The organism is Burkholderia sp. Bp9143, assembly GCF_003853645.1.
GTDB lineage: Bacteria > Pseudomonadota > Gammaproteobacteria > Burkholderiales > Burkholderiaceae > Burkholderia.
Window position 1 is genome coordinate 54,327 of sequence record NZ_QTPO01000034.1, and the last position, 17,419, is coordinate 71,745.

Sequence of the window (17,419 nt, forward strand, 5' to 3'; positions counted from 1 at the left end):
GTCAGCTCCTCGTCTTCAGTACCGCCCGCGCGATCGCGTCGGCGGACGGGATGTACAGGTCTTCCAGCACGCCGGCGAACGGCGCGGGCGTGTGCGGCGCGGTCACGAGCTCGATCGGCGCCTTCAGCGAATGGAACGCTCGCCGGGCGACCAGTGCGGCGATATCGGTCGCGATCGAGCAGCGCGGGTTCGCTTCATCAACCACCACCACGCGCCCGGTGCGCTGCGCGCTCTCGAGGATGGTTTCCTCGTCGAGCGGCGACGTCGTGCGCAGGTCGATCACGTCGACCTGGATGCCGTCCTTCGCGAGCTTCGCGGCCGCGTCGGTCGCGAGATGCACCATCCGGCCATACGTGACGATCGTCGCGTCGTCGCCTTCGCGCACGACGTTCGCCTCGCCGAACGGAATCGCATAGGACTCCTCGGGCACGTCGCCCTCGCGCGTGTAGAGCAGCTTGTGTTCGAGGAAGATCACGGGGTCGTTGTCGCGGATCGCCTGGATCAGCAGCCCCTTCGCGTCGTAAGGCGTCGACGGGCACACGACCTTCAGCCCCGGAATGTGCGTAAACAGCGACGTGAGCATCTGCGAATGCTGCGCGGCCGCGCGCAGCCCGGCGCCATACATCGCGCGGATCACGACCGGCGTCACCGCCTTGCCGCCGAACATGTAGCGGAATTTCGCGGCCTGGTTGAAGATCTGGTCGAAGCACACGCCCATGAAATCGATGAACATCAGCTCCGCGACGGGCCGCATCCCGCACGCGGCCGCGCCGACCGCCGCGCCGATATAGCCGCCTTCCGACAGCGGCGTATCGAGCACGCGGCCGGGAAACTTGTGGAACAGCCCCTTCGTCACGCCGAGCACGCCGCCCCATGCGTCGTCCTCGCCCGGCGCGCCCGCGCCACCTGCGTTGTCCTCGCCCATCACGATCACGCTGTCGTCGCGCGCCATTTCCTGCGCGAGCGCCTCGTTGATCGCCTGCGAATAAGTGATTTTCCTTGCCATGTCTGTCTCCTGGAATATTCGGTTCGCCGTGCCGGCCGCCAGCGGGTGAATCAGGGCGCGCTCACGGGTACGACACGTACACGTCGGTCAGCAGGTCGGCCGCGTCGGGCAGCGGCGCGGCTTTCGCCTGCGCGACCGCATCGTCGATCAGCGCCTTCACCTGCGCATCGACCGCGCGCAGGTCGTCGGTCGTCAGCACCTCGGCACGCACGACGCGCGTTTCGAAATGCTTCAGGCAGTCCTTCTCGTCGCGCAGCTTCTGCACTTCACCCGGCGCGCGGTAGGTCTGCGCATCGCCTTCGAAGTGGCCGAAGTAGCGCGTGAACTTCACCTCGACGAGCGTCGGGCCGCCGCCGTTGCGCGCGCGTGCGACGGCTTCGCCGAGCGCCTCGTGCACCGCGAAGAAGTCGAAGCCGTCGACGATCACGCCCGGCATCCCGAAGCCGTTCGCGCGATCGGCGATGTTGTCGGTGGCGACCGACCAGCTCGACGACGTCGCTTCCGCATAGCCGTTGTTCTCGGCCACGAAGATCGCCGGCAGCCGCCACACCGACGCGAGGTTCATCGATTCGAAGATCACGCCCTGGTTCGACGCGCCGTCGCCGAAGAAGCACACGCCGACGCCGCCCGTCTTCTTGTGCTTGGCCGCGAGCGCCGCGCCGCATACGAGCGGGCCGCCCGCGCCGACGATCCCGTTCGCGCCGAGCATCCCCATCGACAGGTCGGCGATGTGCATCGAGCCGCCCTTGCCGTGGCAGACGCCCGTCTTCTTGCCGTAGATCTCGGCCATCATCCCGTGCACGTCGACGCCTTTCGCGATGCAGTGGCCGTGCCCGCGGTGCGTGGTGGCAACGTAGTCTTCAAGTCCTAGGTGCAGCATCGTGCCGACCGCGGAGGCCTCCTCGCCCGCGTACAGGTGCACGAAGCCGGGGATTTCGCCGGTCGCGAACTCGACGTGCAGCCGCTCCTCGAATTCGCGGATCGTGCGCATCAGCCGGTAGGCGTCCAGCAGCGTGTCCCTGCTGAGCTGTGTCGAAACGGTCATGTGTGTCTCCTGGGTAGGTCTGACTGCGAGTGCCGCCGCGGCAACGCCCCGGCGACGGATTGCACGGCTTGCGGCCGTCGATAAAACGTGAAGCTGCCGTCAGCCGCGCCGCGCGCCGGCGTCGCGCAACAACTGCCGCGACGACGCGTAACGCAACGTGCGACCGACGTCGACCGTCAGCGGCCCGCGCCAGTCGAGCGCGATCTCGTAGCGGTCGCCGCGCGCGACCTCGATCTCGCGCTCGCCGTCGAACGCGAGCGTGCCGTGCTCGAACGGGATCGTCTGCCATGCACCCGGTTCGAGCCGCTCGCAGCTGCGCATCACGACGCGATCGACGCGCCCGGGTGCGATCGGCGCGACGAGCGGCGTGCCGGCCGTCTTGCCGTCGGCGGCGAAGCGCATCGCGAGCCCGTGCGACGCGCTGCGCTCGAGCGGCGCCCACGCGCCGCCGAGCGCGGACAGGCCGATGCCGTCCGGCTCCGCGAAGGTCAGGTAGAGCGTGTCGATATCGTCGGGACCCGAGATCGCGCGCGCGCCGACGAAGCGCTGGCGGGCCGCGCATACGTCGACGAGCGCGATCTCCTCGCGCCCCGCGTTCGCGCCGGCCGCGCAGCGCACGACGAGCCGCTTGTTGCGCGTGAACGCGACCTCCGCCGGCACGGCGCCGGTCGCGGCGAGTCCAGCCGCGACGCCCGCGACGGTCGCCTCGCGATGTTCGGGAAACGCGTTGTTGGTGCCGGTGGACAGCGCGACGAGCGGGGTCGCGCCGCAATGCGCGGCGACCGCGCGGTGGGTGCCGTCGCCGCCGAGCACGACGATCAGCGCGACTTCCATCCGGCGCATGTATGCGGCACCGGCCTGCGTATCGGCGACGGTGTCCGAGATCGGCAGGTCGACGAATTCGACGTCGGGCCAGCACTCGTGCGGCGCGACCGCGTGATGTGTATCGAGCGCACGCATCAGCAGCGTCGCGATGCCCGTCTTGTCGCGCAAGGTCAGCACGCGCTCGACGCCCATCGCGCCGAGACCGGCGAGCAGGCGCACGACCATGTTGGCCTTTTCCGCCGTCGGGAACACGGATGCATGCGTCGTCAGGCGGCGAATGTCGCGCCCCGATGCGGGGTTCGCGATCACGCCGACGGTCACGGGCGTCGTCACGGGTTTGTCTCCATCCAGTGGACCGGCGCTCGCGCACCGGCCCTGCATGTGTCGTCCGCCGTCATCGAGGGCGGCGGATCGTCGTCGCCGACGCGATCGCGCCGGACTTGCCCGTGACATCTGCAAGCGGCGTGCCATCGTGTGGGCAACGACCGCGAAACCCGCGTCCGGACTGGCTCGGTGGGTACGCCTGCCATCGACATCTGCTGCCGTGACAGCCCGACGCTCCGCGAAACCGCCCGTGCGTCTCACGCCGCCGATCTGCCGGTGCACCGGTTTCGGCGCCGTCATCCGGGTTGCGATTTCGCCGCGAAGCCACGCGGATCGCGGCGCGGCGCGCACCGCCGTGCTCCGGAGCACCGTCGCGCGTGACATGTCCCCATGTCTCAACCGCGCGAGACCGACTGAGATCCCGCTGAGACGAACGTCTCACGCGCGCGCGTGCTGCGATGCAATGTGATCCGCGCAAGCGGATGTGCTACAAGAACATCGAATTCCCTGCCGTACGGAACCGGAGCCGACCATGCCCTACGCCGTCCCCCAGGCCCAGCACGCCGACCGTGTGCTCGGCGCGCTCGCCGGGCGCCTGCCCGCGCCGGCCGATTCCGCGCGTCTCGTGTCGTCGTGGCAGCGCTCGCTCGAGCGCTACGCGCTCGACCCGGCGTCGTCGATCGGCCCGCGCGTGCTGACCGCGGCCGAGCTGCGCGAGGTGCGCGACAAGGAAGAGGCGTTCCTGCGCGCATCGGGCCAGTGCCTGACGCGTCTGCACGACATGATTCGCGTCGCCGACTATTGCGTGATGCTGACCGACGCGCACGGCGTGACGATCGACTACCGGATCGACCGCGAGCGCCGCAACGACTTCCGCCATGCGGGGCTGCACATCGGCTCGTGCTGGTCGGAAAGCGAGGAAGGCACCTGCGGCGTCGCGAGCGTGCTGACCGATCTCGCGCCGATCACCGTGCACAAGACCGATCATTTCCGCGCGGCATTCACCACGCTCACCTGCAGCGCGGCCCCGATCTTCGCGCCGGGCGGCGAACTGATCGGCGTGCTCGATGCATCGGCCGTCCAGTCGCCGGACGGTCGCGACAGCCAGCGTCTCGTGTACCAGCTCGTGCGGCAGAGCGCGGCGCTGATCGAGGACGGCTATTTCGTGCACAGCACCGCGCAGCACTGGATATTGTTCGGGCATCCGAATCGTCACTACGTCGAGGCGCAGCCCGAATGGCTGATCGCGTTCGACGAATGCGGCAATATCGTCGCGGCGAACCGGCAGGCGCGCGACGCGCTGCCGGCGCTGCGCGAACCGCGCCATATCGACGAGATCTTCGATGCGACCGAGATGCCGCTGCGCGACGCCGCGCGGCTCGATGCGATCGTCGCGCTGCGGCTACGCGCGACCGGCGCCCCGCTCTATGCGCGGCTGCGCGCGCCGCTACGACGCGCCGGCCGCGAAACCGGTGCGGCACGGGCCGCCCCGGCATCGCGCCGCCCCGGCACCGCGCAGCGCCACGTCGGCGCGCTGACGCCGTTCCTGCACAGCAGCGACGCACGCGTCGCGCAGCAGGCCGAACTCGCGCTGCGTGTCGCGAGCAAGCGGCTGCCGATCCTCGTGCTCGGCGAAACCGGCGCGGGCAAGGAAGTGTTCGCGCGCGCGATCCACGACGCCGGTGCGCGGCGCGCACGGCCGTTCGTCGCGGTCAACTGCGGCGCGCTGCCCGAGGCGCTGATCGAAAGCGAACTGTTCGGCTACGCGGCCGGTGCGTTCACCGGTGCACGCAAGCACGGCGCGCGCGGCAAGATCGCGCTCGCCGACGGCGGCACGCTGTTCCTCGATGAAATCGGCATATGCCGCTCACGCTGCAGACGCGCCTGCTGCGCGTGCTCGCCGACGGCGAGGTCGTGCCGCTCGGCAGCGATACGCCCGTGCGCGTCGATCTCGACGTGATTTGCGCGACGCACCGCGATCTCGCGCAGATGGTGGCCGACGGCACGTTCCGCGAGGATCTGTACTACCGGCTGAGTGGTGCGACGTTCGAGCTGCCGCCGCTGCGCGAGCGCGCGGACGTGCGCGACGTCATCGCCGTGGTGTTCGCCGAAGAGGCGCAGGCAACCGGCCACGTGCTCACGCTCGACACCACGCTCGCCGAACAGCTTGCCGCCTATCCGTGGCCCGGCAACGTGCGACAGCTGCGCAACGTGCTGCGCTACGCGTGCGCGGTGTGCGACGCCGCCCGCGTGACACGGCGCGACCTGCCGGCCGATCTCGCCGCACAGCTCGGCGCCGGCACGGCCGGCGCACTGCCGGACGACGAACGCGGCCGCATCGTCGCGGCGCTCACCGCGCATCGCTGGCGGCCCGACGCGGCCGCGCAGGCACTCGGCATCTCGCGCGCGACGCTGTACCGGCGCATCGCGAAACACCGGATCGTTGCGCCGCACCGCATCTGACGCATCCAGCGCATCGGCACGCTTCGCATCACGCGGCGTGCGCGACCGCGTCGGTCGTGCCGCCGTCCCGGCCGGCCGCTTCATCGCGCCGCATGAATACCTCGTGCGCGGCGAACAACGCGTTGAGGGCGGCCGGAAACCCCGCGTAGACGGCCATCTGCATGAACACCTCGACGATCTCGTCGCGCGTGCAGCCGACGTTCAACGCCGCCTCGACATGCACCTTCAATTGCGGCTGCGCGTTGCCGAGCGCGGCCAGCGCGGCGATCGTCGCGATCTCGCGCGCCTTCAGGTCGAGCTGCGGCCGGCTGTAGATGTCGCCGAAGCCGAACTCGACGAGCAGCCGCCCGAAGTCCGGTGCAATCGGCGCAAGCGCCGCGATCACGCGTTCGCCCACTTCGCCATCGATTTCCTTCAGCTTGTTCCAGCCGCGTGCATAGCGATCTTCAACGAGTCGTTCCATGGTGTCCGTCCTGTTCCGAGGATGATTGAGAAGGGTTCGCCCGTCGTTCCGTCTCGCGTTCCCGCGTCTCGTAGTACGCGATCTTGTCGCCGATCGCGTCGAGGCTCGCCCGCAGCTCCGCAATATGCGCGCGCACCGCATCGCGGTGCGCGGCCAGCAAGCGCCGCCGCGCACCGAACGTCGACTCGCCTTGCGCACGCAGCGCCGCGAACTGCTGCATCTGCGCGATCGGCATGCCGGTCGCCTTCAGGCGCATCACGAAGGCCAGCCAGTCAAGGTCGGCCGGCGCATAGAGCCGGTGCCCGGCCGCCGTGCGCGAAATCGCGCGCAGCAGGCCGGCCTGCTCGTAGTACCGCAGCGTATGCGTCGACACGCCGGTCAGTTCGGCGACTTGCCCGATCGTCAGCGGACCGGCGGCGGAGGATCTGGATACGGTTTTCGACATGGCGGGAACAAGGTTAGGAGTTAGAGTTCACTCTAAGTCAAGCATTGTCGAATGGCCAGGCACGACAATCTGAAATCACCGCCGCGGACACCGTAAACAATGGTCAAAACCGCCGTCCGGCGCGGCTTTCTGTCTTTACAGCGACGCAAGCTTTCAGCAAGATTCGGCCAGCCTGTCTCAAAAAGGGCACGCATTTGTCCTATGCTTAACGGCGGCGCCCGGCCAGGCCTCGCCCCGCCGTCCGTTGCAACAGCCATTCATCCGTCAGAACCAGGGAGCCTTTGCCATGCTGAAAAAGCTGCTGATGCTGTTCGTCGCGCTATCGCTGTCGCTCGCCGCCGGCCTCGCCGCGGCCGTCGAAGTCAACACGGCCGACCAGGCCGCGCTCGAATCGGTGAAGGGCCTCGGGCCCGTGAAGTCGAAGGCGATCATCGACGAACGCACCAAGAACGGCCCGTTCAAGGACGCGGACGATCTCGCGAACCGCGTGAAGGGTCTCGGCACGAAGTCGGTCGGGCATCTCGAGGAAAATGGCCTGACGATCGGCGGCTCGTCGACACCGCCGAAAGGCGTGAAGCTGTCGAAACCGGCCGCGACGACCTCTGCGACCCCGTCGGCCACGACGTCGGCAGGCACCGCATCGACGTCGACGACGGCGACGGCGACGGCCGGCACGACGGCGACGGCACCGGCCGCGAGCGCACCGGACGCGGCGACCAAGCCGGCCAAGAGCAAGCGCGCATCGAAGAAGGACAAGGCGGCCGCAGCCTCGGCGGCATCCGCCGACGCGGGCGCGAGTGCGAGCGCGCCCGCCGCAGCGTCGTCCGCGAAGGCGACGAAGGGTTCGAAGAAGAAGAGCAAGAAGGACAAGGCAGCCTCCGCCGCCGCGGCGTCGGGCGCCTGATGTGCGCCGCGCGCGCGATGGCGTGCGTGCGGCATTCGTTCAACGGGCGCCGTCGTCACGGCGCCCTTTTCAGTGAAGGTGAAGAACCATGGGTCTCCTCGATATCGTTGGCGGTCTGATCGGCGGCCAGGCCGGCGGCAACTCGCAAAGCGCACTCATCACGACCGCGCTCGAATTCATCAACAACCAGCCGGGTGGTCTGAACGGGCTGATCGAGAAGTTCAAGGCCGGCGGCGCCGGCGACATCATCGGCTCGTGGGTCGGCAACGGCGAAAACCAGCCGATCTCGGCCGACACGCTGCAGAACGTGCTCGGCTCCGACGTCGTCGGCGCGCTCGCGAGCAAGGTCGGCATCGATCCGTCCCAGGCATCGTCGATCCTCGCGCAGGTGCTGCCGCACGTCGTCAACGGCGCGACGCCGAACGGCGAAGTGCCGGCCGGCGGCCAGGTCGACACGTCGAACGTGCTCGGCACGCTCACGCAGCTCGCCGGCATGTTCGGCGGCAACAAGCAGGCCTGAGCCCGCACGGCACCGGCTGACAGCTGCGGCAGCGGTTTCGGCCGCGCCATATGCAAACACCCCGCCTGAGCGGGGTGTTTGTTTTTGCGCGCCCGGCGCGAACCGGGCGTGCGGCCGATCACCGGCGATCAGTGCACGACGCGGTCGAACACGAACTTGCCGTCGCTGACGTCGACCGGGATCACGTCCTTCGGACCAAAGCGGCCCGCGAGGATCAGCTTCGCGACCGGGTTCTCGATCTCTTGCTGGATCGCGCGCTTCAGCGGCCGCGCGCCGAACAGCGGATCGTAGCCGACCTTCCCGATCTGTTCGAGCGCCGCCGGCGACACATCGAGCGCCATGTCGAGCTTCGCGAGCCGGTCGTGCAGGCGGGCGAGCTGGATTCTCGCGATCGATTCGATGTTGCTGCGATCGAGCGCGTGGAACACGACGACGTCGTCGATCCGGTTCAGGAACTCCGGGCGGAAGTGCTGCTTCACCTCGAGCCACACGGCGTCCTTGATCTCTTCCTGCGGCGAACCCGTCATTGCCTGGATCACCTGCGAGCCGAGGTTCGACGTCATCACGATCACCGTGTTCTTGAAGTCGACCGTGCGCCCCTGCCCGTCGGTCATGCGGCCATCGTCGAGCACCTGCAGCAGCACGTTGAACACGTCCGGATGCGCCTTCTCGATCTCGTCGAGCAGGATCACGCTGTACGGCTTGCGGCGCACGGCTTCCGTCAGGTAGCCGCCTTCCTCGTAGCCGACATAGCCCGGCGGCGCGCCGATCAGTCGCGCGACGCTGTGCTTCTCCATGAACTCGCTCATGTCGATGCGGATCAGGTGCTCTTCCGAATCGAACAGGAACGCCGCCAGCGCCTTGCACAGCTCGGTCTTGCCGACACCCGTCGGGCCGAGGAACAGGAACGAGCCGTACGGGCGGTTCGGATCGGCGAGACCCGCGCGCGAACGACGGATCGCATCCGCGACCGCGCTGATTGCCTCGTGCTGGCCGACCACGCGCTCGTGCAGCTTCTCCTCGATGTGCAGCAGCTTCTCGCGTTCGCCCTGCATCATCCGCGACACCGGAATCCCGGTTGCGCGCGACACGACTTCCGCGATTTCCTCCGCGCCGACCTGCGTGCGCAGCAGACGCGGACGCGTCGGGTTGTGCTGCTCCTGCTCTTCGGCCTGCGTGACCTGCTTCAGTTGCGACTCGAGTTGCGGCAGCTTGCCGTACTGCAGTTCGGCGACCTTCTCCAGCTTGCCTTCGCGCTGCAGACGCGCGATGTCGGCGCGCACCTTCTCGATCTCTTCCTTGAGCTGCGCGCTGCCCTGCACCGCGGCCTTCTCGGCGGTCCAGATCTCTTCCAGGTCCGCATATTCGCGGCCGAGACGCTCGATCTCTTCCTCGATCAGCTGCAGGCGCTTCTGCGACGCTTCGTCCTGCTCCTTCTTGACGGCCTCGCGCTCGATCTTCAGCTGGATCAGCCGGCGATCGAGCTTGTCCATCTCTTCGGGCTTCGAATCGATTTCCATCTTGATCTTCGACGCAGCCTCGTCGATCAGGTCGATCGCCTTGTCCGGCAGGAAGCGGTCGGTGATATAGCGGTGCGACAGCTCGGCCGCGGCGACGATCGCCGGGTCGGTGATGTCGACACCGTGGTGCAGTTCGTACTTCTCCTGCAGCCCGCGCAGGATCGCGATCGTCGCCTCGACGCTCGGTTCGTCGACGAGCACCTTCTGGAAGCGGCGCTCGAGCGCGGCGTCCTTCTCGATGTACTTGCGGTATTCGTCGAGCGTGGTCGCGCCGATGCAGTGCAGCTCGCCACGCGACAGCGCCGGCTTCAGCATGTTGCCCGCGTCCATTGCGCCTTCGGCCTTGCCGGCGCCGACCATCGTGTGAATCTCGTCGATGAACACGATCGTCTGGCCTTCGTCCTTCGCGATGTCGTTGAGCACGGCCTTCAGGCGCTCCTCGAACTCGCCGCGGTACTTCGCGCCGGCGAGCAGCGCCGCCATGTCGAGCGACAGCACGCGCTTGCCCTTCAGCGTCTCCGGCACCTCGCCGTTGACGATCCGCTGCGCGAGCCCTTCGACGATCGCGGTCTTGCCGACGCCCGGCTCGCCGATCAGCACCGGGTTGTTCTTGGTGCGGCGCTGCAGGATCTGGATCGAGCGGCGGATTTCGTCGTCGCGGCCGATCACCGGGTCGAGCTTGCCCGCACGGGCGCGCTCGGTCAGGTCGACCGTGTACTTCTTCAGCGCCTCGCGCTGGCTTTCCGCGTCCTGGCTGTGCACCTGCGAGCCGCCGCGCACCGCGGCGATCGCGGCTTCGAGCGCCTTGCGCGTGAGGCCGTGCTGACGGGCGAGCTTGCCGGCTTCGCCCTTGTCGTCGGACACGGAGAGCAGGAACATCTCGCTCGCGATGAACGTGTCGTTGAGCTTCTGCGCTTCCTTGTCGGCCTGGTTCAGCAGCCCGGCCAACTCACGGCCGATCTGGATGTCGCCGCCCGTGCCCGTCACTTGCGGCAGGCGCGAAATGGCTTCGTTCAGCGCGCCTTGCAGCGCCTGCACGTGAACACCCGCGCGCGACATCAGCGAGCGGGCGGAGCCGTCCTGCTGTGCGACCAGCGCCGCCAGCACGTGAACGGGTTCGATGTATTGATTGTCGCGGCCTGCCGCGAGGCTCTGCGCGTCCGAGAGTGCTTCCTGGAACTTGGTGGTGAGCTTGTCGATTCTCATTTGGTGAGACCTCCAATTTTCGATTAACACCAAGATGAGGATGGTTATACGGGTTTCAAGCGAAATTCGGGTTGATTCAGCGCAAAAATCGCCGGGCGGCGACGCGGCGGCCCGCGGACGGGCTGCAGCCGGATGACAGGGTATGGCGCCGGCGTGTCAGCCGGCCTTCGACTGCGATTCGGCGGACGCCGGTACGCCATCCCCGGACAGCTCGGCACGCACCAGCGCGATCGGACGAATGCCCAGCAGCGCAACGAGCGGCGATGCGGGCACGGCCAGCTCGCCGAGCGTGTGCCGGTCGAGTTCGGTGAAGAATGCGTCGCGCGCGGCCGCCAGCACGCCCTTCAGGCGGCACTGCGGCTCGATCACGCAGCCGCGCGACTCGTCGCCGTCGGCCGCGAAGCAACCGACCAGCGCGAAATCGCTCTCGGTCGCACGCACCACCTGGCCGACCGTCAGCTTCAGCGATTCCGGAAACAGCCGCAGCCCGCCGTTGCGGCCGCGCACGGTATCGACCCAGCCGAGCTCGCCGAGCTGCTGCACGACCTTCATCAGATGGTTCTTCGAGATGCCGTAGGCGTCCGAGATCTCCTGGATCGTCGCGAGCCCCTCGCCGCGCACGGCAAGGTACAGCATGACGCGCAGCGAGTAGTCGGTGTAGTCGGTGAGTCTCATGAGCGAATACGGAAAATTATCAATCGCGCCCCAATTAGGCGAGCCGAGTCAATCGAAACGCGCGCCGGGGCGGCTGTCGAGGCCGCTTGACGGCGCCGGGTTGCCGGGACGGCCCGCGCGCAATAAGATGCATGACATCTACGCATTCTTCAGGCATTGGTGGACGCTATTTTGCGTCAAAATTCCGTCGGCGTCCTGCGCGTTGCCTGCGCTGCCGTTCCGCCGACACGGTGCCGATGCCCCGAATTTCCCGGCCCTTTTTTGCCATGACCGCCCTGCCTGCCTCGCCCGATACCGCTCCGGCCCGCCTCCGCGACGCCGAACCGACCGAAGACAACATCCGCGACCTCGTGTATGCGTTCTACGACCGCGTGCGCGCCGATCCCCTGCTCGGCCCCGTGTTCGACGCGAAGCTGTACGGCCGCTGGGACGACCATCTGCCGAAGATGGTGAGTTTCTGGTCGAGCCTCGTGCTCGGCACCAAAGGCTATCGCGGCAACGTGCAGCAGGCGCACCAGCCGCTCGACGGGATCGAGCCCGCGCATTTCAGCCGCTGGCTGTCGCTGTTCCTGAAGACCGTCGAGGGGCGCTACACGCCGCCCGCGGCCATCCGCTTCATGGAGCCCGCGCTGCGGATCGCGCAGAGCCTGCAATTGAGCCGCTTCGGCTGGGATTACCAGATTCCGCCCGAGCAGCAGGCGCTGCTCGACGCGATCGCGCCGCGCCGCCGCGACACGAGCGACGATCCGGACGCGCTGCCGTCACGCGCCCGCGGCGAGCCGTTTCCGACGAGAATCATCGGGCGCAGCGTCGATTCGGACGCCTGACAGGCGATGCGCGACGATTGAACGCTTGAACGCCTGCGGCACATGGCCGCATGACGCGCACGCCGCACTCAACGCGGCGTGTTGCCCGATTCGACGCCCCAGCGCGCGAGCGCCGCATCGTCGGTACTGCGGGCATCGACCCAGCGCTCGCCGTCCGGCGTCGTTTCCTTCTTCCAGAACGGCGCCTCGGTCTTCAGGTAGTCCATCACGAATTCGCACGACGCGAACGCATCGCCGCGATGCGACGCGACCGTCGCGACCATCACGATCTGGTCGAGCGGCAGCAGCCGGCCGACGCGATGCACGATCGCGACGTCGATTCCGGGCCAGCGCCGGCCGGCCTCGGCGGCGATCTCCTCGAGCGCCTTCTCGGTCATCCCCGGATAGTGCTCGAGCTCCATCGCGGCGACCGAATCGCCTTCGTTCAGGTCGCGCACGGTGCCGACGAAGCACGCGATCGCGCCGATCTTCGGGTTGCGCGCGCGCAGCGCCGCCACTTCGGCGTTCAGGTCGAAATCGTCGGTCTGGACTCTTACCGTCGCCATCGCAAGCCTCTCAACCGCCCGTCACCGGCGGAAAAAACGCGACCTCGCAACCGTCGGTGAGCCGCGTAGCGGGGTCGGTCATCTCGTGATTGCACGCCATGCGCAACGCACGCCCCTCGGCGAGCGTCTCGGCCCACGCGCCGCCGCGCAGGCGCAGCCACGCGCGCACGTCGCCGACGGTCGTCACGCCGTCCGGCACGTCGGCCTGCTCGTCGGACACGCCCAGCGCCTCGCGCACGCTTGCAAAGAATTTCAGCTGAATCTTCATAGGTCGGGAAGCCGTCGCGTTACGACAGCAGTTCGGAAAACGGAATGAAACGCACGGTCTCGCCCGCGCTGATCGCGTGCTGCGGCGGATTGTCGATCAGGCCGTCGCCCCAGACCGTCGACGTCAGCACCGCCGAGCTCTGGTTCGGGAACAGATCGAGGCCGCCGGCCGCGTTGACGCGCGCGCGCAGGAATTCGTTGCGCCGGTCGCCCTTGCTTTGCGAGAAGTCCGCGCGCAGCGACACCGCGCGCGGCGCGACATCGCGCACGCCGGACAGGCGCAGCAGGAACGGCCGCACGAACAGCAGGAACGTGACGAAGCTCGACACGGGGTTGCCCGGCAGCCCGATGAAATGCGCGTCGGGACGTTCGTCGCCGCGACGCACCGCACCGAACGCGAGCGGCTTGCCCGGCTTCATCGCGATCTGCCACAACGCGAGCCGCCCTTCGGCCTCGACGGCCGGCTTCACGTGGTCCTCGTCGCCGACCGAAACGCCGCCGCTCGTCAGGATCACGTCGTGATCGCGCGCGGCCTCGCGCAGCGTGTCGCGGGTCGCGGCGAGCGAGTCGGGCACGATCCCGTAGTCGGTCACGTGGCAGCCGAGCCGCTCGAGCAGCCCGCGCAGCGTGAAGCGGTTCGAGTTGTAGATCGCGCCGGGCTTCAGCGGCTCGCCCGGCATCGTCAGTTCGTCGCCGGTGAAGAACACCGCGACGCGAATCCGCCGCGCGACCGACAGCTGCGCGCAGCCGACCGACGCGGCAAGGCCGAGCGCCTGCGGCGTGAGCCGCGTGCCGGCCGGCAGGATCACCGAACCCTGGCGGATGTCCGCGCCCTGCGCGGTGATCCATTCACCGGCCTTCGGCGTGTGCAGGATCTCGACCGCGTCGCCGTCGGCCGATGTCTGCTCCTGCATCACGACGGCGTCGGCACCGGGCGGCACCGTGGCACCGGTGAAGATCCGCGCAGCCGTGCCCGCCGCGAGCGGCGCGGCCGGATGACCGGCCGGAATCCGCTGCGACACCGGCAGGCGCCGCTCGCCGTGCAGCAGGTCGGCGACGCGCACCGCATAGCCGTCCATCGCGCTCGTATGCATCGGCGGCACGTCGAGCGGCGAGCTCACGTCGGTCGCCAGCACGCGGCCGAGCCCATCGAGCGTGGCGACGGTTTCGGCGCCGGGCAGCGGCTTCGCGGCTTCGAGCAGCGCGGCGAGCGCTTCGGCAGTCGACAGCATCGGCGCGCGCGGCGCCGCGGGAATCGAGTTCGACATCGATGGAATCGGGAATCGTTGGAGTCAATACGTCATTGTAGCGACGCCGTCCCGCGGACGCGCGATATGCCGAACATGCGACAACTGTGATCGGCGCGAACACGCGGCACTGGCACTTGTTTCGTCGTGCACCGGATGGCACGCCTGCGCACGGCCGTCGCCAAACGAAACGGCCGGAACCCCGATCCGTGCGACGAATCGGCATTCCGGCCGTCCCGTGCCGCCGGGCTTGCGACCCCGTGGCCCGGCGCTAGCCCGGTGCTACGTTACGCGCCCGTATGCGCGGCGATGAAGTCCTTCACCTGCTGCGCGTCGGCCTTCACGACCTCGAAACGCTGCGGCAGCGCCTCGAGCCCGTCGAATGCAGCCGGCCGCTCGGCCTCACGATCGAGCGCTTCGCGGATCGTCTCGCCGAACTTGATCGGCTGGGCCGTCTCGAGCACGACCATCGGCACGCCCGCGTCGAGATGCTCGCGCGCGACCTTCACGCCGTCGGCCGTGTGCGTATCGATCATCGTGTCGTAGCGCGAGAACACGTCGCGGATCGTCGCGATGCGGTCCGTGTGGCTGCTGCGGCCCGACACGAAGCCGAATTCGGCCACACGTGCGAAATCGCCGCTCGCCGCGAGGTCGAACCCACCCTTCTCCTCGACGTCGCGGAACAGCTGCATCACGCGTGCCGGATCGCGGCCGAGCAGGTCGAACACGAAGCGTTCGAAGTTCGACGCCTTCGAGATGTCCATGCTCGGGCTGCTCGTGTGATACGTGTTCTCGGCACTGCGCACGCGGTATGCGCCCGTGCGGAAGAACTCGTCGAGCACGTCGTTCTCGTTGGTCGCGACCACGAGCTTCGCGATCGGCAGACCCATCATCCGCGCGATGTGGCCCGCGCAGACGTTGCCGAAGTTGCCCGACGGCACCGTGAACGACACGCGCTCGTCATTGGACGTCGTCGCCGCGAAATAGCCCTTGAAGTAGTACACGACCTGCGCGACGACGCGTGCCCAGTTGATCGAGTTGACCGTGCCGATCTTCTGCTGCGCCTTGAACGCGTGATCGTTCGACACGGCCTTCACGATGTCCTGGCAGTCGTCGAACACCCCTTCGACCGCGAGGTTGAAGATGTTCGGATCCTGCAGGCTGAACATCTGGGCGGTCTGGAACGCGCTCATCTTCTGGTGCGGCGACAGCATGAACACGCGCACGCCGGCCTTGCCGCGCATCGCGTATTCGGCCGCGCTGCCCGTGTCGCCCGACGTCGCGCCGAGGATGTTCAGCGCTTCGCCGTGCTTCGCGAGCGTGTACTCGAACAGGTTGCCGAGCAGCTGCATCGCCATGTCCTTGAACGCGAGCGTCGGGCCGTTCGACAGTTCGAGCAGCGACAGCGCCGCGCCGTTCTCGGTGCCGAGCGTCTTCAGCGGCGTGATGTCTGACGCGTTCTCGCCGTGGCGTGTGTTGCTGTATACGGCGGCCGTGTAGGTGCGGCGCGTGATCGCGCGCAGGTCGTCGGCCGGCACGTCGTCGCAGAACTTCGACAGGATCTCGAATGCGAGATCCGCGTACGGCAGCGTGCGCCAGCGTGCGAGTTCGTCGGCGGACACCTTCGGGTACTCGGCCGGCAGGTACAGCCCGCCGTCCTTCGCGAGGCCGCCGAGCAGGATGTCGGAGAACGTGTGGCGCTCGCCGATGCCGGCGCCGCGCGTGGAGATGTAGTTCATGTCGTTCCCGGTCCTCAGTTCAGTGCTTCCATGCGCAGCTTCGTCACCTTCGAGACCACCGTCGCGAGGCTCTCGATCTGCGCGATCGCCGCGTTGATGTGCTTCTCGAGCGTCACATGCGTGATCAGGATGATGTCGGTTTCGCCGTTCGCGTTGTCGACCTGCTCCGACTCCTTCTGCAGCAACGCGTCGATCGAGATGCCCGTATCGGCGAGGATGCGCGTGATGTCCGCGAGCACGCCGGTCTGGTCGGCCACGCGCAGGCGCAGGTAGTAGCCGCTCGTCACTTCCTCGATCGGCAGGATCGGCGTGTTCGACAGGCTGTCCGGCTGGAACGCGAGATGCGGCACGCGATGCTCGGGGTCGGCCGTGTGCAGGCGCGTGACGTCGACGAGATCCGCGACGACCGCCGATGCGGTTGGCTCCGCGCCGGCACCCTTGCCGTAGTACAGCGTCGTGCCGACCGCGTCGCCGTGCACGACGACCGCGTTCATCGCGCCCTCGACGTTCGCGAGCAGGCGCTTCTCTGGAATCAGCGTCGGGTGCACGCGCAGTTCGATGCCGTTTTCGGCGCGGCGCGTGATGCCGAGCAGCTTGATCCGGTAGCCGAGCTCTTCCGCGTAGCGGATGTCGGTCGCGTCGAGCTTGCTGATGCCTTCGACGTACGCACGGTCGAACTGGACCGGCACGCCGAACGCGATCGCGCTCATGATGGTCGCCTTGTGCGCGGCGTCGACGCCCTCGATGTCGAAGGTCGGATCGGCTTCCGCGTAGCCGAGCTCCTGCGCGGCCTTCAGCGCCGTCGCGAAGTCGAGGCCGCGGTCGCGCATTTCCGACAGGATGTAGTTCGTCGTGCCGTTGATGATGCCCGCGATGTACTGGATGCGGTTCGCGGTCAGCCCTTCGCGCAGCGCCTTGATGATCGGGATGCCGCCGGCGACGGCCGCCTCGAACGCGACCATCACGCCCTTCTCGCGCGCGGCCTCGAAGATCTCGGTGCCATGCACCGCGAGCAGCGCCTTGTTCGCCGTGACGACGTGCTTGCCGTTCGCGATCGCGCGCAGCACGAGCTCGCGTGCAATGCCCGTGCCGCCGATCATCTCGGCGATGATCGAGATCGACGGATCGTCGACGACCGCGTTGAAATCGTCGGTGATCTGCGCGGCGCCGGCGTTACCGCCGAGCGCGGCCTGCGCCTTGGCCGGGTTGCGCACCGCGATGCGCGCGACCTCGATGCCGCGCCCCGCGCGTCGCTTGATTTCTTCCTGGTTGCGGTGCAGTACCGTGAAGGTGCCGCTGCCGACGGTGCCGAAGCCCAACAGGCCAACTTTGATCGGTTCCATGCTGCGTGTGATCGATGAGTAAGAGAATGAATGAATGCCGGAGGACTCGGTCCGC

At 68.0% G+C, this 17,419-nt stretch carries 15 protein-coding genes and 1 pseudogene; 4 read left to right on the forward strand and 12 right to left on the reverse strand.

The annotated features are described in order from the left end of the window. Position 1: 1 nt before the first annotated feature. The 3 genes from DIE23_RS24415 to DIE23_RS24425 all read right to left on the reverse strand — a co-directional run bounded on the left by DIE23_RS24415 (position 2) and on the right by DIE23_RS24425 (position 3,209). The gene (locus tag DIE23_RS24415; RefSeq protein WP_124614479.1) at positions 2-1,006 is read right to left on the reverse strand and encodes an alpha-ketoacid dehydrogenase subunit beta; all 1,005 of its coding nucleotides are present in this window, start codon (positions 1,004-1,006) and stop codon (positions 2-4) included. Positions 1,007-1,067: 61 nt separating this feature from the next. Further along, positions 1,068-2,051, reverse strand: a complete 984-nt coding sequence (locus DIE23_RS24420) for a thiamine pyrophosphate-dependent dehydrogenase E1 component subunit alpha (RefSeq protein ID WP_124614480.1) — start codon at positions 2,049-2,051, stop codon at positions 1,068-1,070. 99 nt (positions 2,052-2,150) lie between these two features. Beyond that, positions 2,151-3,209: an ATP-NAD kinase family protein gene (locus DIE23_RS24425; RefSeq protein ID WP_124614481.1), complete on the reverse strand. Its 1,059-nt coding sequence runs from the start codon at positions 3,207-3,209 to the stop codon at positions 2,151-2,153. Between the two features lie 523 nt (positions 3,210-3,732). Here DIE23_RS24425 and DIE23_RS24430 point away from each other — a divergent pair. Continuing rightward, positions 3,733-5,663, forward strand: a pseudogene (locus tag DIE23_RS24430) (sigma-54-dependent Fis family transcriptional regulator). Between the two features lie 28 nt (positions 5,664-5,691). Here the strand turns inward: DIE23_RS24430 and DIE23_RS24435 are convergent. After that, positions 5,692-6,126, reverse strand: coding sequence for a carboxymuconolactone decarboxylase family protein (locus tag DIE23_RS24435; protein WP_124614482.1), 435 nt, complete (start codon positions 6,124-6,126; stop codon positions 5,692-5,694). Then, positions 6,110-6,571, reverse strand: coding sequence for a MerR family transcriptional regulator (locus tag DIE23_RS24440; protein ID WP_124614483.1), 462 nt, complete (start codon positions 6,569-6,571; stop codon positions 6,110-6,112). Before DIE23_RS24440 ends, DIE23_RS24435 begins: the two co-directional genes overlap by 17 nt. Before the next feature lie 286 nt (positions 6,572-6,857). Here DIE23_RS24440 and DIE23_RS24445 point away from each other — a divergent pair, with 286 nt between their 5' ends. Both DIE23_RS24445 and DIE23_RS24450 read left to right on the forward strand, forming a co-directional pair. Continuing rightward, the gene (locus tag DIE23_RS24445) at positions 6,858-7,475 is read left to right on the forward strand and encodes a helix-hairpin-helix domain-containing protein (RefSeq protein WP_124614484.1); all 618 of its coding nucleotides are present in this window, start codon (positions 6,858-6,860) and stop codon (positions 7,473-7,475) included. 88 nt (positions 7,476-7,563) lie between these two features. Beyond that, complete coding sequence (locus DIE23_RS24450; RefSeq protein WP_124614485.1) at positions 7,564-7,995, forward strand: YidB family protein; 432 nt, start codon at positions 7,564-7,566, stop codon at positions 7,993-7,995. A gap of 128 nt (positions 7,996-8,123) precedes the next feature. Here the strand turns inward: DIE23_RS24450 and clpB are convergent, their stop codons facing one another. Beyond that, positions 8,124-10,721: an ATP-dependent chaperone ClpB gene (gene clpB, locus DIE23_RS24455; protein WP_124614486.1), complete on the reverse strand. Its 2,598-nt coding sequence runs from the start codon at positions 10,719-10,721 to the stop codon at positions 8,124-8,126. A 156-nt stretch (positions 10,722-10,877) separates the two neighbouring features. Continuing rightward, positions 10,878-11,396: an Rrf2 family transcriptional regulator gene (locus tag DIE23_RS24460; protein ID WP_124614487.1), complete on the reverse strand. Its 519-nt coding sequence runs from the start codon at positions 11,394-11,396 to the stop codon at positions 10,878-10,880. Positions 11,397-11,662: 266 nt separating this feature from the next. Here DIE23_RS24460 and DIE23_RS24465 point away from each other — a divergent pair, with 266 nt between their 5' ends. Then, positions 11,663-12,223: a group III truncated hemoglobin gene (locus DIE23_RS24465; RefSeq protein ID WP_124614488.1), complete on the forward strand. Its 561-nt coding sequence runs from the start codon at positions 11,663-11,665 to the stop codon at positions 12,221-12,223. Positions 12,224-12,291: 68 nt separating this feature from the next. Here the strand turns inward: DIE23_RS24465 and DIE23_RS24470 are convergent, their stop codons facing one another. The 5 genes from DIE23_RS24470 to DIE23_RS24490 form a co-directional block, all read right to left on the reverse strand. Then, positions 12,292-12,768, reverse strand: a complete 477-nt coding sequence (locus tag DIE23_RS24470) for a molybdenum cofactor biosynthesis protein MoaE (RefSeq protein WP_124614489.1) — start codon at positions 12,766-12,768, stop codon at positions 12,292-12,294. Positions 12,769-12,778: 10 nt separating this feature from the next. After that, entirely contained in the window at positions 12,779-13,036 is a 258-nt protein-coding gene (moaD, locus tag DIE23_RS24475; protein ID WP_124614490.1) for a molybdopterin converting factor subunit 1, read from the reverse strand. Positions 13,037-13,055: 19 nt separating this feature from the next. After that, on the reverse strand, positions 13,056-14,303 hold the full coding sequence (glp, locus tag DIE23_RS24480; RefSeq protein ID WP_124614491.1) for a gephyrin-like molybdotransferase Glp: 1,248 nt from the start codon (positions 14,301-14,303) through the stop codon (positions 13,056-13,058). 266 nt (positions 14,304-14,569) lie between these two features. Then, positions 14,570-16,021, reverse strand: coding sequence for a threonine synthase (thrC, locus tag DIE23_RS24485; RefSeq protein WP_124614492.1), 1,452 nt, complete (start codon positions 16,019-16,021; stop codon positions 14,570-14,572). Positions 16,022-16,035: 14 nt separating this feature from the next. Continuing rightward, a complete protein-coding gene (locus tag DIE23_RS24490; RefSeq protein WP_124614493.1) occupies positions 16,036-17,364 on the reverse strand; it encodes a homoserine dehydrogenase in 1,329 nt (442 codons plus the stop codon). Positions 17,365-17,419 lie beyond the last annotated feature (55 nt).